Source organism: Pseudomonas sp. FW305-20, from assembly GCF_058788075.1.
Window position 1 is genome coordinate 1 of the sequence record NZ_JBYTAJ010000005.1, and the last position, 23,876, is coordinate 23,876.

23 protein-coding genes are annotated in these 23,876 nt (G+C 59.0%); 10 read left to right on the forward strand and 13 right to left on the reverse strand.

Annotation, left to right across the window (positions count from 1 at the left end; all coding sequences use genetic code 11):
* Positions 1–176: 176 nt before the first annotated feature.
* Complete coding sequence (gene radA / locus AC3WP4_RS05835) at positions 177–1,544, reverse strand: DNA repair protein RadA (protein ID WP_008149143.1); 1,368 nt, start codon at positions 1,542–1,544, stop codon at positions 177–179.
* Between the two features lie 628 nt (positions 1,545–2,172).
* On the opposite strand from radA, the gene mscL reads away from it, so the two are divergent.
* Positions 2,173–2,586: a large-conductance mechanosensitive channel protein MscL gene (gene mscL, locus AC3WP4_RS05840; protein WP_008149145.1), complete on the forward strand. Its 414-nt coding sequence runs from the start codon at positions 2,173–2,175 to the stop codon at positions 2,584–2,586.
* 46 nt (positions 2,587–2,632) lie between these two features.
* Here the strand turns inward: mscL and AC3WP4_RS05845 are convergent, their stop codons facing one another.
* Positions 2,633–3,409, reverse strand: coding sequence for a ferredoxin--NADP reductase (locus AC3WP4_RS05845; protein ID WP_076029675.1), 777 nt, complete (start codon positions 3,407–3,409; stop codon positions 2,633–2,635).
* A 331-nt stretch (positions 3,410–3,740) separates the two neighbouring features.
* On the opposite strand from AC3WP4_RS05845, the gene AC3WP4_RS05850 reads away from it, so the two are divergent.
* Positions 3,741–4,472, forward strand: a complete 732-nt coding sequence (locus AC3WP4_RS05850) for a helix-turn-helix transcriptional regulator (protein ID WP_074871078.1) — start codon at positions 3,741–3,743, stop codon at positions 4,470–4,472.
* A 175-nt stretch (positions 4,473–4,647) separates the two neighbouring features.
* On the forward strand, positions 4,648–5,772 hold the full coding sequence (locus AC3WP4_RS05855) for a methyltransferase (protein WP_102616577.1): 1,125 nt from the start codon (positions 4,648–4,650) through the stop codon (positions 5,770–5,772).
* 82 nt (positions 5,773–5,854) lie between these two features.
* Here the strand turns inward: AC3WP4_RS05855 and AC3WP4_RS05860 are convergent, their stop codons facing one another.
* The 3 genes from AC3WP4_RS05860 to AC3WP4_RS05870 are packed head-to-tail and all read right to left on the reverse strand — an operon-like array spanning position 5,855 to position 8,533.
* Positions 5,855–6,022 (reverse strand): DUF2474 domain-containing protein, encoded by a 168-nt coding sequence (locus AC3WP4_RS05860; protein ID WP_074880353.1) that lies wholly within the window; start codon positions 6,020–6,022, stop codon positions 5,855–5,857.
* Positions 6,023–6,082: 60 nt separating this feature from the next.
* Positions 6,083–7,090: a cytochrome d ubiquinol oxidase subunit II gene (gene cydB / locus AC3WP4_RS05865; RefSeq protein WP_074871081.1), complete on the reverse strand. Its 1,008-nt coding sequence runs from the start codon at positions 7,088–7,090 to the stop codon at positions 6,083–6,085.
* A gap of 3 nt (positions 7,091–7,093) precedes the next feature.
* Positions 7,094–8,533 (reverse strand): cytochrome ubiquinol oxidase subunit I, encoded by a 1,440-nt coding sequence (locus AC3WP4_RS05870; protein WP_102616578.1) that lies wholly within the window; start codon positions 8,531–8,533, stop codon positions 7,094–7,096.
* A gap of 513 nt (positions 8,534–9,046) precedes the next feature.
* Between AC3WP4_RS05870 and AC3WP4_RS05875 the strand changes: the two genes are divergently transcribed.
* Positions 9,047–10,285 (forward strand): MFS transporter, encoded by a 1,239-nt coding sequence (locus AC3WP4_RS05875; RefSeq protein WP_102616579.1) that lies wholly within the window; start codon positions 9,047–9,049, stop codon positions 10,283–10,285.
* Between the two features lie 22 nt (positions 10,286–10,307).
* Here AC3WP4_RS05875 and AC3WP4_RS05880 read toward each other — a convergent pair whose 3' ends face one another.
* Positions 10,308–10,859, reverse strand: coding sequence for a DJ-1 family glyoxalase III (locus tag AC3WP4_RS05880; RefSeq protein WP_102616580.1), 552 nt, complete (start codon positions 10,857–10,859; stop codon positions 10,308–10,310).
* A 66-nt stretch (positions 10,860–10,925) separates the two neighbouring features.
* A complete protein-coding gene (locus AC3WP4_RS05885; RefSeq protein ID WP_102616581.1) occupies positions 10,926–11,381 on the reverse strand; it encodes a DUF4879 domain-containing protein in 456 nt (151 codons plus the stop codon).
* Between the two features lie 214 nt (positions 11,382–11,595).
* On the opposite strand from AC3WP4_RS05885, the gene AC3WP4_RS05890 reads away from it, so the two are divergent.
* The gene (locus AC3WP4_RS05890) at positions 11,596–12,891 is read left to right on the forward strand and encodes an NCS2 family permease (protein WP_074871093.1); all 1,296 of its coding nucleotides are present in this window, start codon (positions 11,596–11,598) and stop codon (positions 12,889–12,891) included.
* A complete protein-coding gene (gene trmA, locus AC3WP4_RS05895) occupies positions 12,888–13,967 on the forward strand; it encodes a tRNA (uridine(54)-C5)-methyltransferase TrmA (protein ID WP_074871095.1) in 1,080 nt (359 codons plus the stop codon). Before AC3WP4_RS05890 ends, trmA begins: the two co-directional genes overlap by 4 nt.
* Positions 13,968–14,021: 54 nt before the next feature.
* On the opposite strand, the gene AC3WP4_RS05900 is transcribed toward trmA, so the two are convergent.
* Together AC3WP4_RS05900 and AC3WP4_RS05905 are read right to left on the reverse strand one after the other, a co-directional pair.
* Positions 14,022–14,468, reverse strand: coding sequence for a DUF2442 domain-containing protein (locus AC3WP4_RS05900; RefSeq protein ID WP_074871097.1), 447 nt, complete (start codon positions 14,466–14,468; stop codon positions 14,022–14,024).
* Positions 14,465–14,893 carry a hypothetical protein gene (locus AC3WP4_RS05905; protein ID WP_056744643.1) on the reverse strand — a complete coding sequence of 143 codons (429 nt, stop codon included), beginning with the start codon at positions 14,891–14,893 and terminating at the stop codon, positions 14,465–14,467. The genes AC3WP4_RS05900 and AC3WP4_RS05905 overlap by 4 nt, the downstream gene beginning before the upstream one ends.
* Positions 14,894–15,209: 316 nt before the next feature.
* Here AC3WP4_RS05905 and AC3WP4_RS05910 point away from each other — a divergent pair, with 316 nt between their 5' ends.
* From AC3WP4_RS05910 to AC3WP4_RS05920, 3 genes are all read left to right on the forward strand, one after another.
* Positions 15,210–16,121, forward strand: a complete 912-nt coding sequence (locus tag AC3WP4_RS05910; protein ID WP_074871099.1) for a LysR family transcriptional regulator — start codon at positions 15,210–15,212, stop codon at positions 16,119–16,121.
* Between the two features lie 141 nt (positions 16,122–16,262).
* Entirely contained in the window at positions 16,263–16,703 is a 441-nt protein-coding gene (aroQ, locus tag AC3WP4_RS05915) for a type II 3-dehydroquinate dehydratase (RefSeq protein ID WP_074871101.1), read from the forward strand.
* Positions 16,700–17,563 carry a shikimate dehydrogenase gene (locus AC3WP4_RS05920; protein ID WP_219732566.1) on the forward strand — a complete coding sequence of 288 codons (864 nt, stop codon included), beginning with the start codon at positions 16,700–16,702 and terminating at the stop codon, positions 17,561–17,563. The genes aroQ and AC3WP4_RS05920 overlap by 4 nt, the downstream gene beginning before the upstream one ends.
* Before the next feature lie 12 nt (positions 17,564–17,575).
* Here the strand turns inward: AC3WP4_RS05920 and AC3WP4_RS05925 are convergent, their stop codons facing one another.
* Positions 17,576–18,253 carry a TetR/AcrR family transcriptional regulator gene (locus AC3WP4_RS05925; protein WP_074871102.1) on the reverse strand — a complete coding sequence of 226 codons (678 nt, stop codon included), beginning with the start codon at positions 18,251–18,253 and terminating at the stop codon, positions 17,576–17,578.
* 102 nt (positions 18,254–18,355) lie between these two features.
* Positions 18,356–20,257, reverse strand: a complete 1,902-nt coding sequence (gene quiC / locus AC3WP4_RS05930) for a 3-dehydroshikimate dehydratase QuiC (RefSeq protein ID WP_102616582.1) — start codon at positions 20,255–20,257, stop codon at positions 18,356–18,358.
* 427 nt (positions 20,258–20,684) lie between these two features.
* On the opposite strand from quiC, the gene AC3WP4_RS05935 reads away from it, so the two are divergent.
* Complete coding sequence (locus AC3WP4_RS05935; protein WP_235864980.1) at positions 20,685–21,986, forward strand: MFS transporter; 1,302 nt, start codon at positions 20,685–20,687, stop codon at positions 21,984–21,986.
* 46 nt (positions 21,987–22,032) lie between these two features.
* Here AC3WP4_RS05935 and AC3WP4_RS05940 read toward each other — a convergent pair whose 3' ends face one another.
* Together AC3WP4_RS05940 and AC3WP4_RS05945 are read right to left on the reverse strand one after the other, a co-directional pair.
* The gene (locus AC3WP4_RS05940) at positions 22,033–22,911 is read right to left on the reverse strand and encodes a DMT family transporter (protein WP_074871108.1); all 879 of its coding nucleotides are present in this window, start codon (positions 22,909–22,911) and stop codon (positions 22,033–22,035) included.
* 145 nt (positions 22,912–23,056) lie between these two features.
* Entirely contained in the window at positions 23,057–23,833 is a 777-nt protein-coding gene (locus AC3WP4_RS05945; protein ID WP_074871110.1) for an IclR family transcriptional regulator, read from the reverse strand.
* Positions 23,834–23,876: the final 43 nt, after the last annotated feature.

Below are 23,876 nucleotides of genomic sequence, written 5' to 3' on the forward strand. Positions count from 1 at the left end.
CGGTCTGTACTGCGTCAACAGTCAGAATCGAGCCTTGTCCCTCCTCCTCCCTTCAAGTCCTACCATACAAGTGAGCCTGCTCGCGATAGCGGTATGCCCATCAACATAAATGTTGAGTGATAGTCCGATATCGCGAGCAGGCTCACTCCCACAGGGTTTGTGTGCTGTCTGGAAGGTTATTCGAAGAGGGCGTCGAGCGCCTGCTCCAAACGCGTTACGGCAATAATCTGCAACCCCGGCGGCGCTTCCTTGGGCGCATTGCCCTTAGGCACGATGGCGCGTTTGAAACCGTGCTTGGCGGCTTCTTTCAAGCGTTCCTGGCCGCTCGGCACCGGGCGTACTTCGCCGGACAGCCCGACTTCGCCGAACACCAACAAATCGTGGGGCAGTGGCCGGTTGCGCAAACTGGACATGACCGCCGCCATCAGCGCCAGGTCGGAGGCCGTTTCCAGCACCTTCACCCCGCCAACCACATTGAGAAACACATCCTGATCGTGGGTCGGAATGCCGCCGTGACGGTGCAGCACCGCCAGCAACATCGCCAGCCGATTCTGATCCAGACCCAGCGTTACCCGACGTGGATTGGCCAAGTGACTGTCGTCCACCAACGCCTGGACTTCCACCAGCATCGGCCGCGTGCCTTCCCACGTCGCCATGACCACACTGCCCGGCACTTCTTCCTGGGCACGGGTGAGAAAAATCGCCGAAGGGTTGGAGACTTCTTTCAGCCCCTTGTCGGTCATACCGAATACGCCCAGTTCGTTGACGGCGCCGAAACGGTTTTTCACCGCCCGCAGCAAACGCAAACGCCCATCGGATTCGCCTTCGAAATACAGCACCGTGTCGACCATGTGCTCCAGCACTCGTGGCCCCGCCAAAGCGCCTTCCTTGGTCACGTGGCCGACCAGGAAAATGGCCGTGCCGCTCTGCTTCGCATAGCGCACCAGCAACGCCGCGCTTTCCCTGACCTGCGACACGCCCCCCGGTGCCGATTGCAGTTGCTCGGTGAAGATCGTCTGGATCGAGTCGATCACCATTACCTTGGGTTTTTCCTGCCGGGCGGTGGCGATGATGGTTTCGATGCAGGTTTCGGTCATCACCCGCAGTTGATCCTGAGGCAAGCCGAGGCGGCGCGCGCGCATGGCCACTTGCTGCTGGGATTCTTCGCCGGTGACGTACAGTGCCGGCATGACTTTGGCGAGGTTGCACAGGGTTTGCAGCAGAATGGTCGATTTGCCAATGCCCGGATCACCGCCGATCAGCACCACCGAACCGTCCACCAGCCCACCACCCAACACCCGATCGAGCTCGCTCGACGCTGTGGAAAAACGCGGGATTTCTTCGACGCTGACTTCGGCCAGGGTCTTGATCTGTGCCTGTTGACCGGTCCAGCCGGTGCGACCGCTGGGGGCTGCCGCGCCACCGCTTTCCACCATGGTTTCGGTCAGGGTGTTCCAGGCCCCGCACTCGCCGCACTGGCCAGCCCACTTGGGGAAGGTTGAGCCGCACTCGGTGCAGCCGTACATGCGCTTGGCCTTGGCCATCTGAACTCCCGGCAAAAACCGCGATGATAGCTCAGCTGGCGTCGGTCACGCGCGGCGAAGTTACCCAGCGGCCCCCTGGCAACAACTTGTACAGCGCTTTGAATACATCTACTGCACTACCAACTTTGAAAAACTGTACAACTTTCAAAGAATACCCGACCCAATAGTTGTCTCGCTCAATGAAACAAAAATCAGAACCTGTACAGGTCTTCATCATTTGGAACATGACTGTACAATCCAACCGTTAAGCAAACTTTACAAATACGAATAACCGAGCCAATGGCAATATACTGGCATTTTCAACATTGAACACCAAGGGGTCCGTTTAAGTAACGAATCCATACTTCCGGTAAACCATTCACATAAAGCCTCTTATACCGCAGATTATCCTTGCATCAAGCGAGGATACTAAAGCCCCTACTTTCTATGTTTTTTCCTGCACTCGCCCTCCACTGAGTAGAGACTGAGCGATCGAGAGGAAAATGCCGGACGGGCGCGCGGGGCGCCCTGGATTGAGCGGCTACCGAACACGGTAGCCGGCAAGCGCTGTAAACAGTTGTTTCGAGCAAGAAGCATCGTGCTGATTTACACTGCGCTCACCAACCTCATCTGTAACAAGGAATAACCTATGGGCGTGATTAGTGAGTTCAAGGCCTTCGCGGTCAAAGGTAACGTAGTCGACATGGCGGTCGGTATCATCATCGGCGCCGCCTTCGGCAAGATCGTTTCATCGTTCGTCGGCGACGTGGTGATGCCACCCATTGGCCTGCTGATCGGAGGGGTGGACTTCAGTGACCTGGCCGTCACGCTCAAGGCAGCCAACGGCGATGTCCCCGCGGTGGTGCTGGCGTACGGCAAATTCATCCAGAGCCTGATTGACTTCATCATCGTCGCTTTCGCGATCTTCATGGGCGTCAAAGCCATCAACCGCCTGAAGCGCGAAGAGGCCGTTGCGCCAACGCTGCCGCCGGTTCCGACCAAGGAAGAAGAGCTGCTGGAAGAGATCCGTGATCTGCTCAAGGCTCAGAACAATCGGCCCTGAACACGTTAGTCAAACAACCAACGGTGCCCCTTGAGGCGCCGTTTTTTTACCAATAGTTTTCCACCGCCACCTGCCCGGGCCGGCGACTGAGGCTCAAGTGCATGTGGCGCTGTTTGAGCAATTTGCGCGTGTCATCGATCATCTGCGGGTTGCCGCAGAGCATGACCCTTGAGTGCTCGGCCGTCAGCGCCACGCCAGCCGCCCGCTCCAGCTCGCCATTTTCGATCAGCGCAGTGATCCGCCCACTCAGAGCGCCATGATGCTGCTCGCGCGTGACCGTGGTGATGAATTGCAGCTTGTGCGCAAACTCCGCTAAATAGTCGCGCTGGGCCAAGCCGCTGACGAGGTCTTGGTACGCCAGTTCCCGGGCTTCGCGCACGCTATAGACCAGAATGATTCGTTCGAATTTCTCCCAGACCTCGAAGTCCTGCAGGATCGACAGAAACGGCGCCAGGCCGGTGCCTGTGGATAACAGCCAGAGATCACGGCCGTCGACAAAGCGATCCAGCGTCAAGTAACCGAAGGCCTGACGCTCGACCAGCAGCGTATCGCCGACTCCCAGCCGACTCAGCTCACTGGTGAACTCCCCCCCTGGCACCACAATGGAAAAGAATTCGAGGAACTCGTCATAGGGCGACGACACCATGGAATAGGCGCGCCATACGGTGCTGCCGTCAGCCTTGGTAACGCCCAGCCGGGCGAATTGCCCTGCACGAAAACGAAAACCCGGATCCCGTGTGGTCCGCAGGGTGAACAGACTGGGGGTCAGCGACTGGACGTCGAGCAAAGTCTGGCGCGTGAACTTTTCTGCGCTGGCGGTCATGGGGTGCTCCATTCAACAGATAGCCACAGTGTCCCGCAAAGCGGGCGGCTTAAACACCGGTGATTTGTAGTGGCTTTAGCCAGTACCTCATTCACATTAACTTCATAGCACGACTTAAATATTAAATACGCGGTTAACGAGCTTGATGACAGTAAGTCCGACATGCCCTTATCTACTCTAATTTTCTGACGTTAGAACCAGATATCAGTTTACAAATCTCAAACAAAGCTAAAAAGTCTCACACACACGTAGGAAACATCCTACACTCGCCTTCGTGCCAGAGACTGGATCCAAAATGGCACCCCCAAGTAACATCATCTGGAGAGACACAATGGAGAGGTGGAAGGAATCACAACTCAATCAATTATCACGGGCAACGGAGATTGAGACTGCCTACCGGATTTCACTCGGCTTTGCGAAAAACATTGGCTTTAAATTTTTCGCTTTTTCAACAACATACCAAACAAAAACTGACCACTTTAATACAGTCCAGCTCAACAACTACCCGACGGATTGGAACATTGAATATGAACAAAAAAATTTCAACGCAATAGACCCGGTAGTGGCTCACTGCAATCACTCCAGATTGCCTGTCCTTTGGAGCGAAGAGCTTTTTTCCAAGACTCCCTGGTTGTGGGATGCGCTTGAGAAACAAGGATTGCAGCACGGCTGGTCGCATTCGGTGCATGACGAGGGCAGTGGTGTTTGCAGCATTCTGAGCCTGGCCAGAAGCCATTGCCCGATCACTGCGTTTGAGCTGTATGAAAACCTTGGTTTCTCAGTGTTCATCGGGCGCCACCTGCATGGCTTGATCGCACAGACACTGCCCAAGAAATCGGCGAAGCCGGTCGTGCCGCATTTGTCTCCCCGCGAGATCGATGTATTGAGGCTGGCGGCTGATGGCAAGACTGCCTATGAGAGTGCCAGAATCCTCAATCTCAGCGCCCGTACGGTTAATTTTCATGTGCAAAGCGCGATTCTGAAACTGGGAGTCAATAACAAGATTTCCGCAGTCATCGCCGCAACCAAGGACGGTATTCTCAACAGCAGCGCGATTCGCTGAGCCAAAAAACCTGCAAGTAATCCAAAAGAAAAAAACGTACCATTTGCGGTCCTTCTTGAGTGATGACGTGTAAACCTTCACGGCGCAGTACACTCGGACGGTCTCGCCCGCTACAACGCCCTTGGGCGGCGGGACACCTGTTGATGACCCCGTTGATTACCCAGAGCCCCGCCTCATGCCTTTGCTCGAAACACCCTTCGCCCGACTCGACCTGATCCGCCAGCCCGAACAGCAGAACGAACCGCTGCAGGCGTTTGACGCCGCAGACGAATACCTGCTCACCCATCTGGCCGACCAACAGCCCTCGGCCGACACTCGGGTTTTGGTGCTCAACGACAGCTTTGGCGCATTGGCCGCCAGCCTGGTCGGCAAGGTTCAAGTGACCAGCAGCGGCGACTCGTTCCTGGCCTTTCAGGGGCTGGAAAAAAATCTGCTCCGTAACGGCCTGCCGTTTGATGCGATACCTGGCGTACCTGCCAGCGAAGCCTTTTCAGGCCCTTTCGATCGGGTACTGATCCGGGTCCCGAAAACTCTCGCCTTGCTGGAAGAACAACTGATTCGTTTGCAGGGCCAACTGGCGCCGGGCGCGCAGGTGATTGCAGCGGCGATGATCAAGCATTTACCTCGCGCTGCGGGCGATCTGCTGGAACGCTACATCGGCCCGGTGCAAGCGTCCTTGGCGGTGAAAAAGGCTCGACTGTTGATCGCGACCGCTGAAGACAAAGCACCTGTCGCATCCCCCTACCCGACCCGTTATCGACTCGACGCGCCTGAGATCGAACTGCTGAATCACGCCAATGTGTTCTGCCGCGAAGGCCTGGACATCGGCACGCGAGCGTTTTTGCCGCACCTGCCGAAGAACCTCGGCACCGCGCGGGTTGCCGACCTCGGTTGTGGCAACGGGGTTTTGGCCATCGCCAGCGCTCTGCAAAACCCTGAGGCCCACTACACGCTCGTGGACGAGTCGTTCATGGCCGTGCAATCGGCAGCCGAAAACTGGCGCGCGGCGCTCGGTGACCGGGAAGTGGTTGTACGTGCCGGCGATGGTTTGGCGGGGCAGGAACCCCAGTCTCTGGACGTTGTACTGTGCAACCCGCCGTTTCACCAACAACAAGTCGTTGGCGACTTCCTGGCCTGGCGCATGTTCCAGCAGGCCCGAGAGGCGCTGGTCGTCGGTGGCGCGCTGTACATCGTCGGCAATCGTCATCTGGGTTATCACAGCAAGCTCGCGCGGTTGTTCCGCGGTGTCGAGCAAGTGGCGGCCACACCCAAGTTCGTGATCCTTAAAGCCCGAAAATAATCCCAGGCAAAAAAAACCCTCCGGCCAAGGAGGGTTGTGAATCCGTGCCGCAAGGCAACGGGATGGGATCTGCTGCAAAAATTCAGTGGGTCGTCAGCCCCGCGGCATTCATGAACATGCGCATCAGGCTGGCCACGATGAACAGCGCCACAACGCTACCGGTCCAGATCATCGCCAGCCAGCCGAGTCGCTGCCAGAGCGGCTTTTTCTCTGCTGCTTCGATTTCCTGCAAGGAATGTTTACCCGCCATCATCGCAATCTCCTCTGAAGAAATGGCGCAGGTCTCAGCCCTGCGCCACAGTCGCGCGTTCTAGTGATAGCCATCTTCATGGGTGACCTTGCCGCGGAACACGTAGTAGCTCCAGAAGGTGTAACCCAGGATAAACGGGATGATGAACAGCGTGCCCACCAGCATGAAGCCCTGGCTTTGCGGCGGTGCGGCGGCGTCCCAGATCGAGATCGACGGCGGCACGATGTTCGGCCACAGGCTGATGCCCAGACCGCTGTAGCCGAGGAAGATCAGCACCAGCGTCAGCAGGAATGGCGTGTAGTGCGCATTGCGAGCCACCGCACGGATCAGACCGTACATGGTCACCAGCACCAGGATCGGCACCGGCAGGAACCAGAACAGGTTCGGCAGGGTGAACCAGCGAGCGGCAATCTCGGCATGGGCCAGCGGGGTCCAGATGCTGACGACACCGATCACCGCCAACACCACGAAAGCCAGCGGCCGAGCCAGGTCATGCATCTGCTCCTGCAACTTGCCTTCGGTTTTCATGATCAGCCAGGTGCAACCGAGCAGCGCGTAAGCCACCACCAGCGCCACACCGCAGAACATCGTGAACGGTGTCAACCAGTCCAGTGAGCCACCGGCAAATTGGCGATTGACCACCGGCAACCCATCAATGAACGCACCCAACGCCACGCCCTGGAAAAAGGTGGCGGCGACCGAACCACCGATGAACGCCTTGTCCCAGAGATGGCGCTTGTCGTCCTTGGCCTTGAAGCGGAACTCGAAGGCCACGCCGCGAAAGATCAGCCCGATCAGCATGAAAATCAGCGGCAGGTACAACGCCGAAAGCACCACCGAATAGGCCAGCGGGAAGGCCCCGAATAACGCGGCGCCGCCCAGCACCAGCCAGGTCTCGTTACCGTCCCATACCGGGGCGACGGTGTTCATCATCACGTCACGATCGGTCTTGCCCGGAATGAACGGGAAGAGAATCCCGATCCCCAAATCGAAACCGTCCATGACCACGTACATCATGATGCCGAAGATGATGATCACGGCCCAGATCAGCGGAAGATCAATACCCATGAGTCAAATCTCCTTGGTCAGGCTAGAGCTGTGGTCGCTGTCACCGTTGTCATCGGCGGCGGACAGCGGACGGGCCGGCGTGCGTTTCTTGCCAGGACCACCCTCGTTGGTTTCCTTGCCTTCGTCGATCTTCGGCCCTTTGCGCACCAGGCGCATCATGTAGCCAAGGCCAGCACCGAACAGCGCGAAATAGACCACGACGAACATGATCAACGTGATGCTCATCTGCATGAAGCTGTGATTGGAGGACGCATCTGCCGTGCGCATCAGGCCGTAGATCACCCACGGCTGACGGCCGATTTCAGTGGTGAACCAACCGGCGAGGATCGCGATCAGGCCGGACGGCCCCATCCACAACGCCAGGTACAGGAACGGTCGCGAGGTATAGAGCTTGTCGCGTTTACGCAGCCACAGGCTCCACAAACCGGTGAAGATCATCAGCATGCCCAGGCCCACCATGATCCGGAACGACCAGAACACGATGGTCGAATTCGGCCGGTCTTCCGGCGGGAACTCCTTGAGCGCCGGGACCTGTTTGTCCAGCGAGTGCGTGAGGATCAGGCTGCCCAGATACGGGATCTCTACTGCGAATTTGGTCCGTTCTTCTTTCATGTCCGGCCAGCCGAACAGAATCAGCGGGGTCGGCTCATCGCCGTGGTTTTCCCAGTGACCTTCGATGGCGGCGATTTTCGCTGGCTGATGCTTGAGCGTGTTGAGGCCGTGGAAGTCACCGATGACCGCCTGAATCGGCGCCACGATCAAGGCCATCCACATGGCCATCGACAGCATGGTGCGGATCGCCGGGTTGTCCTTGCCGCGCAGCAAATGCCAGGCCGCCGAGGATCCGACGAAGAAAGCGGTCGCGACGAACGCTGCCGTGGCCATGTGCATCAGGCGGTACGGGAACGACGGGTTGAAGATCACCGCCAGCCAGTCCACTGGAATGACCTGGCCATTGACGATCTCGTAGCCTTGCGGCGTCTGCATCCAGCTGTTGGAAGCGAGAATCCAGAAAGTCGAGATCAGCGTGCCGATGGCGACCATGACCGTGGAGAAGAAGTGCAGATTGCGCCCGACCTTGTTCCAGCCGAACAGCATGACGCCGAGGAAACCGGCTTCGAGGAAGAACGCGGTGAGTACTTCGTACGTCAGCAGTGGCCCGGTCACGGAACCGGCGAAGTCCGAGAAGCGGCTCCAGTTGGTGCCGAACTGATAGGCCATGACAAGGCCGGAGACCACGCCCATGCCGAAGTTGACCGCAAAGATCTTCGACCAGAAGTGGTACAGATCGCGGTACGTGTCGTTATGGGTTTTCAGCCACAGACCTTCGAGCACCGCCAGGTAACTCGCCAGGCCAATGGTGATAGCGGGAAATATAATGTGAAACGAAATGGTGAATGCGAACTGAATCCGGGCGAGATCAAGTGCCTCCAAACCGAACATAAGTCTTCCTCTGTCAGGTAATACCGGCTGAAGGCTTGCGGCCTACACCCACTGCCCCCACGGATATGGAGTGTGGCGAATTTGAATTCGTTCTTTTTTTACAAACATCACAACGTAGGGAGTCTGGCCATCTGGCCGCCGGATCAATTCCATGAACGGTCTTGATCTGGATCAAGCAACGTTAAAAGAGTAGTCCCATTTTTGACGATGGACGGTGTGGTCTTTTGCCGCGTGACAGGTTGCCTCATACCGTCGCCGACAACCCTGTAGCAGCTGCCGAAGGCTGCGTTCGAGAGCGCAGCAGTCGTAAACCCGGCTGGCTCGAATCAACTGATACACCCACCGCGCATGAGTTTCACGACTGCTGCGCAGCCGAACGCAGCCTTCGGCAGCTGCTACAAGGCTTATGAGCCCCGATCGGTGTCTAGCTAACGAAATTTCCCAACCCTGCAACTTCTGGTTACAGCTTGGTGATAATCTCGCCCCTCCCCTCGCTGAAAAACCGACCCCCAGATGCCCAGCCAAGCGCCTTTGCTGTTACGTCATCACCGCCCTTTTATCGCGTTCTGGCTGGCTCGGGTGTTTACCGCCAGCGGTTTCCAGATGCTCACGGTGGCCATCGGCTGGAACCTCTACCAATTGACCGGCAATGTGCTGGACCTGGGCCTGGTCGGTCTGGTGGAGTTCGCCCCGCGGGTGCTGTTCATGCTGCACACCGGGCATGTCGCGGACCGTTATGACCGGCGCAAGGTCGCGACCATCTGTCAGTTCCTGCAAGCGCTGATCGCCCTGTCGCTGGTCATCGGCAGCGCGACCGACAATGTCACCCGGGAGATGATCTTCATCCTCGCGTTCCTGCTCGGTGCCGCCCGGTCCTTCGAAATGCCGACCACTCAGGCTCTGTTGCCTAGCATCGTGCCCAGCGCGCTGTTCCCTCGCGCGGTCGCCGCCGCCCAATCCGCACAGCAATCGGCGACGATCGTTGCCCCGGCCCTCGGCGGATTGCTTTATGCCTTCGGCAGCGTTTGGGTCTATGGCCCGACGGTGATCCTCTACCTCATCGCCTGCCTGCTGATGGTCAACCTGCCTCCACGGCAGACACCGCTGAACAAGGGCAAGGCGACGCTGGATTCGCTGCTGGCGGGCATCCGCTTCATTCGTAGTCGCCCGGACATTCTCGGGGCGATTTCTCTGGATCTGTTTGCCGTCCTGCTCGGTGGCGCGACGGCGTTGCTGCCGGTGTTTGCCAAGGACATTCTGCTGACCGGCCCTTGGGGCCTGGGCCTGCTGCGGTCAGCGCCGGCAGTCGGTGCGCTGCTGATGTCGCTGTACCTGGCGAGATTCGCCGTGGAGCGCAAAGTCGGAAGGGTCATGTTCACCGCCGTCGGTGTGTTCGGTGTCGCGACCATTGCGTTCGGCCTGTCGACCTCGTTCTGGTTTTCCCTGGCTGTGTTGGTGGTGTTGGGCGCGGCGGACATGATCAGCATGGTGATCCGCGCCTCCTTCGTACAACTGGAAACCCCGGATGAAATGCGCGGCCGGGTCAGTGCCGTGAACGGTCTGTTCATCGGCGCTTCGAACCAATTGGGCGAGTTTGAATCCGGCTTGACCGCCCACTGGTTCGGCACTGTGCCGGCCGTGGTCATGGGGGGGATTGGCACATTGGTGGTGACCGGGGCGTGGATAAAGCTGTTCCCGACCCTGGCTAACCGCGACCGCATGCATGTGGCTGTGGAGGAAGTGAAGGTTTGAAGCAGTTTGTCCGGAGCACTTTCTAGACCGCCAACTCCCCCGCCACCGCCGCTCGCGTGGCCTTGCCACAGAGTTGTTCCACCAGCGCCAGGGCGAATTGCAATGCCGCGCCTGAACCCTGGGCAGTGATGCAGTTGCCGTCGACCACCACCGGTTGATCGACAAAGTTGCATCCCGACAGTTGATGGCTGGCCGAGGGCAGGCAGGTCATGCGCCGCTGACGCAATACGCCAAAGGCTTGCAGCGCGACTGCCGGAGACTCGGCGATGGCGGCGAACAGGCGCCCGGCCGCCGCTTGATCCTTGATCAATTGTTGCAGGGGTTGATGCGCCGCCAGGTGTTGCGCCCCCACGTCACCACCGGGCAGGACGATCAGGTCGAACGGCTGCGCCAGTACGTCCACCAGCATCGCATCGGCCGTCACTCGGGTGCCGCGCGCGCAGGTGAGCATGCGCCGTCCCTCGACACTGGCCACCACCACTTCAACCTTGGCGCGGCGCAGCACATCGATCAGGGTTACTGATTGCAGGTCATCGATGCCCTCGGCGAGGGTAATCAGAGCTCTAAAGGTCATGGGCGCAGTCCACTGGATGATCTTTAAAGCGTAGTCAGCTTTCCTGCCCCTTGTTCGAGCCTGCCATTACTTGATGTAAAGCTGCGTCGACAGCGTATTGCCTGGCGCGTTGATCGATGTGTTGCTGAAGGTGAACGTGCCTTCCTGCTTACCCGCCAGATCGAAGACGTACAGATAGCCGACGGTTTTTTTCCCGACGGTGCACTCAGTCAGGTTGCCATTATCAAAAGCACAGACCGGGGTCCGGGTGCCGTTCACTTCAAAACCGTCCAGCCCGACCTGCGCGCTACGACCGTAACCGACTTCCAGCACGTAGACCTTGATGTTCGGCCCGCTGTGATTGCAGCGGGTTTGCTCTTGCCCCTGCGCGATGTCTTCAAAGCCGCAACCCGGCGACTCGACCTTGAGCACCTTCACCTGGCTCAACGGCGCCGCCGATGCAGCCGAGGCGGTGTGCGTCCCCAGGAACAAGGCGATCGACACTCCGAATGCGGCAATCAGACGTTTATTCATGCAATACATAAGTACCCCCAAAACCAGCGCGCAGTATGGCGCACTTGGCTTTACCGCAAAACATCGACGACGATCGCAGCCATAAGCAGCCATAACCCCAAGCGGCTGGTATGATGCGCGGCTTTTTCCGACCCACAGAAAATTACCAGGCGCCAACAGCGGTCTGTGCTTTGCTGTTGAGGTCGATACATTCACGGCGCCTGGCGCGCCACGGGGAGCAGACATGCTGGAAAGGCTGTTTCAACTCAAGGCACACAACACCAACGTGCGGACCGAGATTCTGGCGGGCGTCACGACCTTTTTGGCCATGGCCTACATTCTGTTCGTCAACCCGAGCATTCTCGGCGAGACCGGCATGGACAAAGGTGCGGTGTTTGTCGCCACCTGCCTGGCAGCAGCCATCGGCTCGGCGACCATGGGCCTGATCGCCAACTACCCGATCGCGCTCGCGCCGGGCATGGGACTGAACGCCTTCTTTACCTACACCGTGGTCCTGCACATGGGCCACACCTGGCAAGTGGCATTGGGCGCGGTGTTCCTCTCGGCGGTGATGTTCTTTCTGTTGTCGATCTTCCGCATCCGTGAATGGATCATCAACAGCATTCCGCTGGCGCTACGCTCGGCAATTGCCGCCGGTATCGGCCTGTTCCTGGCCCTGATCGCGCTGCATAACGCGGGCATCGTGGTGAGCAATCCGGCTACCATGGTCGGTCTCGGTGACTTGAAGCAACCGGCACCGATCCTCGCGACCCTCGGCTTTGCCCTGATCGTGGCGCTTGAAGCACTGAAAGTGCGTGGCGCGGTACTGATCGGCATTCTGGCAGTGACCATCGCTTCGATCGTGATGGGCTTCACCCCATTCGGCGGCGTAATGTCGATGCCGCCGTCGCTGGCGCCGACCTTCCTGCAACTGGACATCATGGGCGCACTGGACATCGGTCTGGTCAGCGTGATCTTCGCCTTCCTGTTCGTCGACCTGTTCGACAACTCCGGCACACTGATCGGCGTCGCCAAGCGCGCGGGCCTGATGGGCAAGGACGGCCATATGCCGAAAATGGGTCGCGCCCTGATCGCCGACAGCACCGCGGCCATGGCCGGTTCGCTGCTGGGCACTTCGACCACCACCAGCTACATCGAATCCGCTGCCGGCGTGAGTGCCGGTGGCCGCACCGGCCTTACCGCTATTGTCGTGGCGATTCTGTTCCTGTTGGCGCTGTTCTTCTCGCCATTGGCGGCCAGCGTTCCAGCCTTTGCTACCGCGCCTGCACTGCTGTTCGTCGCGGTATTGATGACTTCCGGCCTGGCCGAAATAGACTGGGACGACATCACCGTCGCCGCACCGGTTGTGGTCACCGCACTGGCCATGCCATTCACTTATTCCATCGCCAACGGCATCGCCTTCGGTTTCATCTCCTGGACCGCAATCAAGTTGCTGTCCGGCCGCGGCCGTGAGCTGAACTCGGCACTGGTGATTCTGTCGATTCTGTTCGTGATCAAGCTGGGTTGGTTCAACGCATGACTTTTGATTCCAAGGCTTACGCCGTTCAGCTCGAAGAGAAGGTCACGCGCCTGCGTGACCTGTTGGCCCCGTTCGGTGCGCCAGAACCTGCGGTGTTCGATTCGCCGCTGAAAAACTTCCGCCTGCGCGCCGAATTCCGCCTGTGGCGTGAAGCCGGTGAGCGTCACTACGCGATGTTTTCCCAGGAAGACAAGCGCACGCCGATCCTGATCGAGGAATTCCCGATCGCCAGCCTGCGCATCAACGAGTTGATGCCGCAGCTGAAGGCAGCGTGGCAAGCCAGTGCGGCCCTGAGCAACAAGCTGTTTCAGGTGGAGTTCCTCACCACCCTGGCCGGCGATGCGATGATCACGCTGTGCTATCACCGCCCGCTGGACGAGCACTGGCACGCGGCGGCGTCGAAACTGGCAGCCGAGCTGAACGTCAGCATCATCGGCCGCTCCAAGGGCAAACGCGAAGTGATCGGTCACGATTATGTGGTCGAGCAGATGGACGTCGGCGGTCGCACCTTCAGCTATCGCCAGCCGGAAGGCGCGTTCACCCAGCCCAACGGCACTGTGAACCAGAAGATGCTCAACTGGGCTTACGACTCACTCGGTGATCGCTCCGATGATTTGCTGGAGCTGTATTGCGGCAATGGCAACTTCACCTTGCCGCTCGCGACACGCGTACGCAAAGTGCTGGCCACTGAAATCAGCAAGGCCTCGGTCAACGCTGCGTTGAGCAATCTCAGCGAAAACGCTGTGGATAACGTCACTCTGGTGCGCTTGTCCGCCGAGGAGCTGACCGAAGCCCTGAATGAAGTTCGTCCGTTCCGTCGTCTGCACGGTATCGATCTGAAGAGCTACGAGTTCGGTAGTGTCTTCGTCGATCCGCCTCGCGCAGGCATGGACCCGGACACCTGCGAGCTGACCCGCCGCTTCGACAACATTCTCTACATCTCCTGCAACCCGGAAACCCTGGCGGCCAACATCGCCCAGTTGCACGACACCCATCGCATCACCCGCTGCGCAATGTTCGACCAGTTCCCGTGGACCCATCACATGGAATCCGGGGTGTTGTTGACCCGTCGTTGATTGCCCCTGGCAGAAACAGATCAGCCGTCATCACGACGGCTTTTTTGTGCGTGCTTAAAGGGGGATATCGGTCTTGCGCGGACGCCCGCCCTTACGGCCATTCGCCCGCGCCGCCTCTGCTTTGGCGGCGCTGCTTTGGCGACCATTACGCGAGGCGATGACCGATGCGGCCATATCCATCAGCGGCTTGCTCGCCGAAATCATCCCGGCAATGGAGACCTGCAGGTCCTTACCTTCGTGGCAAAGGGCTGTCCCGGAAAAGCCGACTTTGAGGTCGGCGAAATCCTCGATGTCGAAATCATCGAACTCCGGATAGTGCTGCACGGGTAACAGCACGCCACTGCCATCAATAAAACTGACCGCCAGACACGGTTCCACAAAGGTCACCGAGGTCGCCCGCAGACCGCCTTTGTGGCGCAGTTGGCCACGCTGGATGGCATCATCCAGCGTGGCTTCGGTTACCGGCCGATCCACCAACATTTTTGCTGTTATCGTTTTCATAGTTCGATCTCCACGCCCTCCGGAACGCCCATCAGCGCCAGCAGGGTCTTGTTCGTCTCGGGCTCATAGCAAGCCGAGCCAATCATGCAGGTCGTACTGGCGACCCTTTTCACCACCACGACTTCACTGGTTTGCCAGTCCCATATCTGATGATCGAGGCAGACCGTGTGCAACTTGTCCCACCAGATACACCGGGCGCGGCGCAAATGAGCGGGTTGTCCGAGTGCATGACGCAACCCTTCCAGCACCGCCACAGGTGGCCGGCGAGAATGAGGAACCACGTCCCACAGCTCGACACTGTTGTGCCAGAAGCTGAATTTGAAGCGCGCACTCCAGGTTCCGGCATCTACATGGGCATGCGGCGGACAGTGCTCATCGCGCAACATGATCACCATTGAAAATCCTTTGTAGCTGAATAATCTCATGCTAACCCATCCGTTAGGTTAATGAATCCGAAGACCCGACATTCCTTGGAAAATCCGATAACTGGCGCTGCGTTGAATTCGTCATTGCGACTTTTGAGACTAGCGCCAAGGTTCGGCTTGGGCCGGTGGATCACACCGCTAAATGGTAAGCAATCCTTTCCTGGCGCCGACTAAAAAGCCGCCCCGAGGGCGGCCGTCTTGGCTTGTCAGGCAATCAACCCGGCTGGTTTGCTCATCACAAACTCGCTGTATCTGTGTGCTGGCTTCTGATAAACACTGACTCACACACTTCATTTGATCCCCGGTGTAATTAATCATGCAGCGACAATTCGACGATCTTCAGCTGGGCAGCATCGAACTGTTTTGCCTGGCTGCCGAGGCTGGCAGCTTTACCGCCGCCGCGCTGGTGGCTGGCGTGACGCCCGCGGCTGTGAGCCGCTCGGTGTCGCGCATGGAAGAACGCCTGGGCGTGCGGTTGTTCGCCCGCACCACTCGCAGCGTCAAGCTGAGCGACAGTGGTCGGCGCTATTACGAGGAATGTCGCCAGGCGCTGGCGCAATTGGTCGAGGCCCAGCGTGAAGTCATGGGGCAGCAGCAACAGCCTTCCGGCACCTTGCGCATCAGCATTCCCACCACCTATGCCCATCACCGGATCCTGCCGTTGTTGCCGGCATTCCGGGCGCGTTTTCCAGCGGTGAAGGTCGAGTCGCACATCAGCAATCGCAACATCGATTTCGTCGCGGAAGGCTATGACATGGCGATCCGCGTGCGGGCGATTCCGGATTCCGGCCTCATCGCCCGACAGCTGGAAGACGCCGCGCTGGTGATGATTGCCAGTCCTGACTACCTCAAGCACGCGGGCATTCCACAAACACTGGATGATCTCAAAGAGCACGAGTGCATCCAGTACGAATTGCCCAGCAGCGGTCGGCGGATTGCCTGGCTGTTCAACGACAATGGCGAGCAGCGGGAGATTCTGGCCGAGGGCAATCTCAGTTGTTCCGACGATGTGCTGGGCGGGGTGACCCTGGCCAAACATGGTGCGGGACTGTTCCAGACCTATCGCTTCATCGTCGAAAACGAACTGGCCGATGGTTCGCTGGTGGAAGTGCTCAAGCCCTATGGCGGACGCTCGCGACCGTTCACCCTGCTCTACCCGCAAACTCGTCATATGCCGTTGCGCCTGAGGGCCTTCATCGATTTTCTCGTTGAGCATCTGCCCCGCTGAAAGTCAAAACCGTCCGATCACCGCACACATTAACCCTGAAAACGGCCTCTGCAATTGACCAAATTAACTAGCTAGTACAATTTATCTCCACAGGCTGAAACCCTCGGCCAATGCCAAAAACAATACGTGGAGAGACCCCCGATGCCCCCAATCGTTCTGGTGCTCAACGGCCCGAACCTGAACCTGCTCGGCACCCGTGAACCGGCGACTTACGGTCACGAAACCCTGGCCGACCTCTCAGCCTTGTGCGGTCGTGCCGCCGAAGAGTTCGGCCTGGCGGTGGAGTTTCGCCAGACCAATCATGAAGGCGAACTGCTCGACTGGATTCACGCCGCGCGCGGCCGTTGTGCCGGGATCGTCATCAACCCGGCCGCCTGGACTCACACCTCGGTCGCGATTCGCGATGCCCTGGTCGCCAGCGAACTGCCGGTGATCGAAGTCCACCTGTCCAACGTTCATGCTCGCGAGCCCTTCCGCCACCACTCTTTTGTGTCGGCCATCGCCACGGCGGTGATGGCCGGTTTCGGCAGCCACGGCTATCGCCTGGCGCTGGAGCATTTCAGCCAACGTTTAAAAGGATGAAGACCGTGACTCAGACCAACGCTGTACTGGCCGGACTGATCGGTGCCGGCATCCAGGCTTCTCGCACCCCGGCGCTGCACGAGCATGAAGGTGATGCCCAGGGGTTGCGTTACCTCTATCGATTGATCGATCTGGACCCGTTGAAACTCGACAGCAGTGCCCTGCCCGACCTGTTGGTAGCCGCCGAGCGGATGAACTTCACCGGCCTGAACATCACCTTTCCGTGCAAGCAGACGATCATTCCGCTACTCGACGAATTGTCCCCGGAGGCCCGCGGCATTGGGGCGGTGAACACGGTGGTGTTGAAGGACGGCAAACGCATCGGCCACAACACCGATTGCCTGGGCTTCGCCGAGGGTTTTCGTCGCGGCTTGAAGGGCGTTGCCCTTGAGCGCGTCGTGCAAATGGGCGCCGGTGGTGCCGGCGCGGCAGTGGCCCACGCACTCTTGAGTGAAGGCGTGCAGCTGCTGAGCATTTTCGACGTGGAGACCAGCCGCGCCCAGAGCCTGGCGGACAACCTCAATCAACATTTCGGCGGCGGCCGGGCTGTGGCGGGCCATGACTTGCCAAGCACTCTCGCCCAGGCCGACGGCCTGGTGAACACCACCCCCGTGGGCATGAAGAAACTGCCGGGCATGCCGGTGCCGGTGGAGCTGCTTCGAGGTGAGTTATGGGTGGCGGAGATCGTTTACTTTCCGCTGGAAACCGAACTGCTGCGCAACGCCCGCGCGTTGGGTTGCCGCACGCTGGATGGCGGTAACATGGCGGTGTTTCAGGCGGTGAAGGCGTTTGAGTTGTTCAGTGGCGTGGTGCCGGATGCGCAGCGAATGCTCGAGCATTTCCAGAGCATGAATGGCTGAAAAGCCAAGGCGTCAGGCCTGTAGATAGCGCAAAACCGCCTCGCAGATCATCGCCCGATGACGTTGCTTGATGCTTTCTTCCGGCAGGTCGATCTGAAAAATCTCACTTAAGGTATGGCGGTTCGACACGCGATAGAAGCAGAACGAACTGATCAGCAGATGCACATCCAACGGATCAAGCCCTGCCCGGAACACACCCTCCTCAGCACCGCGACGCAAAATCTCGCCCAGTGAATCGAGGATGGTGTTGTTCATCGCCTTGATCGCATCGGAGCGCTTCACGTATTCCGCGTTGTGAATGTTCTCGATGCTGACGATGCGCACAAAGTCGACGTTGTGATCATGGTGATCGAACGTGAATTCCACCAGCCGCCGAATCGCGTCCACCGGCGCCAGTTCGGTCAGGTGCAACCGGTTTTCGGTATTGCGGATATCGCCGTAGAGTTTCTCCAGCACCTCGATGTAGAGCTGTTCCTTACTGCCGAAGTAGTAATAGATCATGCGTTTGGAGGTGTGGATGCGCTCGGCAATCGCATCGACGCGAGCGCCGGAAAGCCCCTGCTGGACGAACTCGACAATCGCCTCTTGAAGGATATTCTCGCGGGTCTTTTCCGGGTTGTTCTTGCGACTCTTGCGCGGCTCGACAATCGGCTTGTCGGGTGCTGTGGAGAGTTCTGAAGTTATTGTCATTGCGGGCTCACGGCCATCACTGCACAGGTGGGCGATTATGGGCCGCTCCGCACAGTGAAGGAAGCCGCGCGGCAGCGGTTTGTGCCCGTGTTTACGATTTCCCTACAACTTGGCTTGGCGTACGACACCGCTTCGAGACTTGGCCATGGCCGCCAGTCGTACCGCGACGTTGGCGGCGCCGTAACCTGCGTAACCGTTCTTGCGCTGGATGATCTCGAAGAAGAAGCGCCCTTCGAACGGCTCGGTATACACATGGAACAGCTCGCCACCCTGGGCATCGCGGTCGTAGAGCACGTTGTAATAAGCCAGTTCGCTGAGGAACTCGTCGTCGAAATCGAACCGCGCAGCAAGGTCATCGTAGTAATTGAGCGGGATGTCCAGCAGCGGCACGCCGGCCTCCTTGGCCCGGCTGACTTCGGCAAAGATGTCGTCGCAATCGAAGGCGATGTGATGCACGCCGGAGCCACGATAACTCGACAGCGCGTGTGAGATTGCGGTGTTGCGGTTCTCGGAAATGTTCAGCGGCAAGCGGATCGAACTGTCCCGGCTGCGCAGCGCCCGACTCTTTACCAGGCCGTATGGGTCAGGCAGCACCACTTCATCATCGGCTTCGAAATCCAGCAGGCTTTTATAGAACAGCACCCAACTGTCGAGGCTGTCGGCCGGCAGCGCCATGGCCATGTGGTCGATGCGCTTGAGACCACCGCTGGCCACCGCAGCAGGTTGCAGATTGAAGTCGGTGCCGTAGACATCGGCGTCCTGGTCCACCAGATAAATCAGGCTGCCATCCGGTGCGCGCACCGCGGCGAGCTCCAGTTCATTGGGGCCGACCAGCCCGCGATACGGCTGGCCTTTATAAGCCACTGCCCGGGCCAGCGCACTGGCGCTGTCCTTGACCCGCACGGCGGTGGCACACAGCGAGGGGCCATGCGCCTCAAAAAAACTGTGGGCGAAGGAGTAAGGCTCGGAGTTGAGGATCAGGTTGATATCACCCTGACGCAGCAAGCTCACGCTCTTGGAACGATGCTGGCCGGCTTTGACGAAACCCAGCCGCTCCAGCCAATGAGACAGCTTGGCGCCAAGGCTTTCGTCCACGGCGAACTCAAGAAACTCGATGCCGTTGTACTCGCTGGCCTTGGGCGTCTCGAACAGAATGTCGACAGTCACCGGTGACGTGGTTTCTTGCGCCAGACGCTCGCGGGTTTTCTCCTCCAGGTACAGCAACGAGCGCAAACCGTCGGCGGCATTGGCCCGTGGCGGCGCGGCTCGGAAGCCGTCGTTGAAGATCTCCAGCGACAACGGCCCGGTGTAACCGCTCTTGATGATCGGCGCGAGAAAACCCGGCAGATCGAATTCGCCCTGGCCCGGGAAACAGCGGAAATGCCGGCTCCACTCCAGCACGTCCATGGCCAGGATTGGCGCGTCGGCCATTTGCACGAAGAAAATCTTGTCGCCGGGGATTTCGGCAATCGCGCTCGGATCACCCTTGAGCGACAGCGTGTGAAAACTGTCCAGCAGCACGCCGAGGCTTGGATGATCGGCCTGACGGACGATGTTCCACACCTGTTGATAAGTGTTCACATGGCGGCCCCAGGCCAGCGCTTCATAGCCGATCCGCAAACCACGGGCACCGGCGCGTTCGGCCAGCAAGCGCAGATCATCGATCAGAATTTGTTCGTCACCGATGGCGTCGGCCGAAGCGTTGCTGCACACCAGCACCAGGTCGGTGCCCAGTTCCTGCATCAGGTCGAACTTGCGCTCGGCCCGCTCCAGGTTGCGCGGCAGGCGGTCACGGCGGCAGCCCTCGAAATCCCGGAAGGGTTGAAACAGCGTGATCGCGATCCCGAGATCGGCGCACATCTGTTTGATTTCCCGCGGGCTGCCGTCGTAGTAGAGAAGGTCATTCTCGAAAATCTCCACCCCGTCGAAACCGGCGGCGGCAATGGCTTCAAGTTTTTCCGGCAGGGTACCGCTCAAGGACACGGTTGCAATGGAACGCTGCATATTTCGACTCCCGGTAGTGGAGACAATCTTGTTATCAATCGCACGCTTTCGCTTTTACGTAGGAGCTATCGAGTGAAACGAGGCTGCGATCTTTTGATCTTAAAAACTGACATCAAAAGATCGCAGCCTCGTTTCACTCGACAGCTCCTACAAAGATCAGGGATCGCGTTTATCTGTGAGCGAATTATTGGCCGGGGGAATCGACACAGCAATTTAAAGTGTACTACCCGGTTAGTTTTGCGTGCGATTATCGAACACAATGGCCCTGGGCGAATTGACGATTTTTCGTCCACTGCGCAACATCAACGCCACATTGGGTCCCGTCATCAACCGCGGGCTCCGGTTACCCAAGACCCAGAACACCACATAAAAATAATCGGTGGACTACATGACTCCTTCTCAAAGCTCTCCCGTGGAGCGTTCCTCCATGACTCCTGCCACTGGCGGCATCGGCGACAAGATCCGCGGCGCCATGGCGGTCGGCAAAACCCGTTGGGGCATGCTGGCGCTGGTGTTTTTCGCCACCACCCTGAACTACATCGACCGCGCCGCACTGGGCGTGATGCAGCCTATCCTTGCCAAGGAAATGAGCTGGACGGCGATGGACTACGCCAACATCAACTTCTGGTTCCAGGTCGGCTATGCCATCGGTTTCGTGCTGCAAGGCCGGTTGATCGATCGGGTCGGCGTCAAGCGCGTGTTCTTCTTCGCCGTGCTGCTCTGGAGCCTGGCCACCGGCGCCCATGGCCTGGCCACTTCGGCCGTCGGCTTCATGGTTTGCCGATTCATCCTCGGTCTGACGGAAGCCGCCAACTACCCGGCGTGCGTGAAGACCACACGGTTATGGTTCCCGGCCGGCGAACGCGCCGTGGCCACCGGCATCTTCAACGCCGGGACCAACGTCGGTGCGATGTTCACCCCCATGTTGTTGCCGCTGATCCTGCATGTCTGGGGCTGGCAGGCCGCGTTCCTGTGCATGGCGTCGCTGGGCGGGATCTGGTTGCTGTTCTGGGGCTTGAAGTACTACAACCCGGAAGATCATCCGAGCGTTAAACAATCGGAACTGGACTACATCCAGAAGGAAGTCGAACCGGAACAATCCCGCGTGCCGTTCACCAAAATCCTGCGCATGCGTGGCACCTGGGCCTTCGCCCTGGCTTATGCGATCACCGCGCCGGTGTTCTGGTTCTACCTCTACTGGCTGCCGCCGTTTCTCAATCAGCAATACAACCTGGGGATCAACGTGACCCAGATGGGTATCCCGCTGATCATCATCTACCTCACTGCCGATTTCGGCAGCGTCGGCGGCGGGATCCTGTCCTCATTCCTGATCGGCCGAGGCGTCAACCCGATCAAGGCGCGGCTGATGTCCATGTTCCTGTTCGCCTGCTGCATCGTCGGCGTGATCATGGCGGCGGGTTCGAGCAGCCTGTGGGTCGCCGTGGCCGCCATCTCCCTGGCCATCGGTGCGCACCAGGCCTGGACCGCGAACATCTGGAGCCTGGTGATGGACTACACGCCTAAACACATGATGAGTACGGTGTTCGGCTTCGGTGGCATGTGCGCGGCCATCGGCGGGATGTTCATGACCCAGTTGGTCGGCCACATTCTGACGATCACCAACAACAATTACACCGTGCTGTTCACCATGATTCCGGCGATGTACTTCATCGCGCTGATCTGGATGTACTTCATGGCACCGCGCAAGATTCCTACTGTCACCCCGTAAAATCCCCTCCCCCGGCAGGCCTGATTCCAGGCCTGCCCTGCGGCTCTCACCGACGACTCTGCTGCCAGGCTGCTGCCAACCCGCTGCAACAGATCACCGCGATCCCGATCACCGTGGTCAGGGTCGGCGTGTGGGAAAACAGCAACCAGCCCAGCAAACCGGCAAAGACAATCTGGCAATAGCCGAACGGCGCCAACAACGCCGGGGCTGCATGGCGGAAGGCTTGCGTCAGAAACAAGTGAGCCGTCATCCCGCAGGCGCCCAGCGCCACCATCATGAATCCATGGCCCAGGCTGGGGACTTGCCAGAAGAACGGCACCAGCGCGCTCATCACCAGGGTGTTGCACAGCCCGGCGAAAAAGTTGCTGGTGGTCGGGCTGTCGATTTCACTGAGCTTGCGGGTTAGCAACTGATAGAAGCAGAAAAACAGCGCCGAGCAGAGCGGCAGCAACACCGCCGGGGTAAAGAGATCTCCGCCGGGATGGACGATGATCAACACGCCGATGAAGCCGCAAATCACCGCAATCCACTGGCCACGCGTGACGTGCTCGCGCAGCAATGGCACCGACAGCGCCGTCACCAGCACCGGCGCAAGAAAGTTGACCGCCGTGGCTTCGGCCAAAGGGATGTACTGCAAGCCGGTGGTGAAAAACAGACTGGTGCCCAGCAGGCACAACGCCCGCAACAGCTGAAGCAACGGCCGTTTGGTGCGTAGGACACCCAACCCGGATTGCGGCAGGAAAATCCCGGCCATGAGTAAGGTGTGAACCAGATAACGGGCCCAGACCACCATGACGACCGGGTAGAAGCCTGAAAGGTATTTCGACAAGGCGTCGTGACTGGAAAACAGGAAGGTCGCAACGACGATCAGCACAATCCCTTTGAAGGGCTGGTTTACGCCTGAGAGCGGAGTGCTGACGGTCATTCGGTATCCCTTGTGTTATGCATCAACTATTTAAAAGCATCCCTTACCGGAAAGACGAACCCGAATAATTTAGAACCTTGTTCCAGATTCCTACACAGGTAAACCAAAAAAGTGTGCGAACAGCGCACGGTTTCTGTAGGAGCGATCAGTTGAACAACTCCGAGGCCAGACTGGCCGCCGACAGCTCATCGGCGAATTTCAACAACAGTGGCGCCAACTCATGCAATCGCGCCCCCGGCATCCGCGCGCTGGGCCCGGCGATGCTCAGCACACCGATGACTCGACCATCACTGGGATGTCGCACCACCGCAGCTATCGCCGAAGTGCCCACTGCCGAACTTTCCTCGACCCAGGCATAGCCCTGCTCCCGCGCCAGGCGCAGGCGTTCCAGCAATTCGATGTTGGAACGCGGAGCATTTGGCCCGAGGTCCTTTGGCCGCTCGACACCCTGTCGTTCGACCAGGGACAGCGCCTCGGCATCGCTCATGCACGCCAGCCACGCATGCCCGGACGCGGTGTAAAACAAGGGCGCATCACGGCCCATGTCCGGGTCGTAGCGCAGCCCGGAACGGGCGCCCTGGGATTTGGCGATCCAGATCTGCCGCTCACCTTCAATCACCCCAAGACGCACCAGCTCGCCGGTTTCCTGGGCGAGGCGATCCAGCACTGGTTGCACAATATCGGCGCCGCTGCCCGACAGGTAACGGAAACCCATCGCCACCAGTTTGGTCGACAGGTGATACCGCAAATTCTCCGGATTCTGTCGCACATAACCCAGCCGGATCAGCTCGGCGAGCAACCGGTGAGTCGCGCTTTTGGGAATATCCAGCTGCTCCGCCAGCTTCTGCATCGGCAGGCCACGAGGGTCACTGGTGAGACTTTCAAGCACGCTGAAAACACGTTCGATCTGACTGCCTGCCATTGAGAGGTTCCACACAAATTTTGTCCGATTCTAGAAGACAACC

What these genes read in the sequence shown, in the direction of transcription:
- radA (WP_008149143.1), bottom strand. Translation starts at nt 1,544, where the DNA reads ATGGCCAAGGCCAAGCGCATGTACGGCTGCACCGAGTGCGGCTCAACC.
- mscL (WP_008149145.1), top strand. Translation starts at nt 2,173, where the DNA reads ATGGGCGTGATTAGTGAGTTCAAGGCCTTCGCGGTCAAAGGTAACGTA.
- AC3WP4_RS05845 (WP_076029675.1), bottom strand. Translation starts at nt 3,409, where the DNA reads ATGACCGCCAGCGCAGAAAAGTTCACGCGCCAGACTTTGCTCGACGTC.
- AC3WP4_RS05850 (WP_074871078.1), top strand. Translation starts at nt 3,741, where the DNA reads ATGGAGAGGTGGAAGGAATCACAACTCAATCAATTATCACGGGCAACG.
- AC3WP4_RS05855 (WP_102616577.1), top strand. Translation starts at nt 4,648, where the DNA reads ATGCCTTTGCTCGAAACACCCTTCGCCCGACTCGACCTGATCCGCCAG.
- AC3WP4_RS05860 (WP_074880353.1), bottom strand. Translation starts at nt 6,022, where the DNA reads ATGGCGGGTAAACATTCCTTGCAGGAAATCGAAGCAGCAGAGAAAAAG.
- cydB (WP_074871081.1), bottom strand. Translation starts at nt 7,090, where the DNA reads ATGGGTATTGATCTTCCGCTGATCTGGGCCGTGATCATCATCTTCGGC.
- AC3WP4_RS05870 (WP_102616578.1), bottom strand. Translation starts at nt 8,533, where the DNA reads ATGTTCGGTTTGGAGGCACTTGATCTCGCCCGGATTCAGTTCGCATTC.
- AC3WP4_RS05875 (WP_102616579.1), top strand. Translation starts at nt 9,047, where the DNA reads ATGCCCAGCCAAGCGCCTTTGCTGTTACGTCATCACCGCCCTTTTATC.
- AC3WP4_RS05880 (WP_102616580.1), bottom strand. Translation starts at nt 10,859, where the DNA reads ATGACCTTTAGAGCTCTGATTACCCTCGCCGAGGGCATCGATGACCTG.
- AC3WP4_RS05885 (WP_102616581.1), bottom strand. Translation starts at nt 11,381, where the DNA reads ATGTATTGCATGAATAAACGTCTGATTGCCGCATTCGGAGTGTCGATC.
- AC3WP4_RS05890 (WP_074871093.1), top strand. Translation starts at nt 11,596, where the DNA reads ATGCTGGAAAGGCTGTTTCAACTCAAGGCACACAACACCAACGTGCGG.
- trmA (WP_074871095.1), top strand. Translation starts at nt 12,888, where the DNA reads ATGACTTTTGATTCCAAGGCTTACGCCGTTCAGCTCGAAGAGAAGGTC.
- AC3WP4_RS05900 (WP_074871097.1), bottom strand. Translation starts at nt 14,468, where the DNA reads ATGAAAACGATAACAGCAAAAATGTTGGTGGATCGGCCGGTAACCGAA.
- AC3WP4_RS05905 (WP_056744643.1), bottom strand. Translation starts at nt 14,893, where the DNA reads ATGAGATTATTCAGCTACAAAGGATTTTCAATGGTGATCATGTTGCGC.
- AC3WP4_RS05910 (WP_074871099.1), top strand. Translation starts at nt 15,210, where the DNA reads ATGCAGCGACAATTCGACGATCTTCAGCTGGGCAGCATCGAACTGTTT.
- aroQ (WP_074871101.1), top strand. Translation starts at nt 16,263, where the DNA reads ATGCCCCCAATCGTTCTGGTGCTCAACGGCCCGAACCTGAACCTGCTC.
- AC3WP4_RS05920 (WP_219732566.1), top strand. Translation starts at nt 16,700, where the DNA reads ATGAAGACCGTGACTCAGACCAACGCTGTACTGGCCGGACTGATCGGT.
- AC3WP4_RS05925 (WP_074871102.1), bottom strand. Translation starts at nt 18,253, where the DNA reads ATGACAATAACTTCAGAACTCTCCACAGCACCCGACAAGCCGATTGTC.
- quiC (WP_102616582.1), bottom strand. Translation starts at nt 20,257, where the DNA reads ATGCAGCGTTCCATTGCAACCGTGTCCTTGAGCGGTACCCTGCCGGAA.
- AC3WP4_RS05935 (WP_235864980.1), top strand. Translation starts at nt 20,685, where the DNA reads ATGACTCCTGCCACTGGCGGCATCGGCGACAAGATCCGCGGCGCCATG.
- AC3WP4_RS05940 (WP_074871108.1), bottom strand. Translation starts at nt 22,911, where the DNA reads ATGACCGTCAGCACTCCGCTCTCAGGCGTAAACCAGCCCTTCAAAGGG.
- AC3WP4_RS05945 (WP_074871110.1), bottom strand. Translation starts at nt 23,833, where the DNA reads ATGGCAGGCAGTCAGATCGAACGTGTTTTCAGCGTGCTTGAAAGTCTC.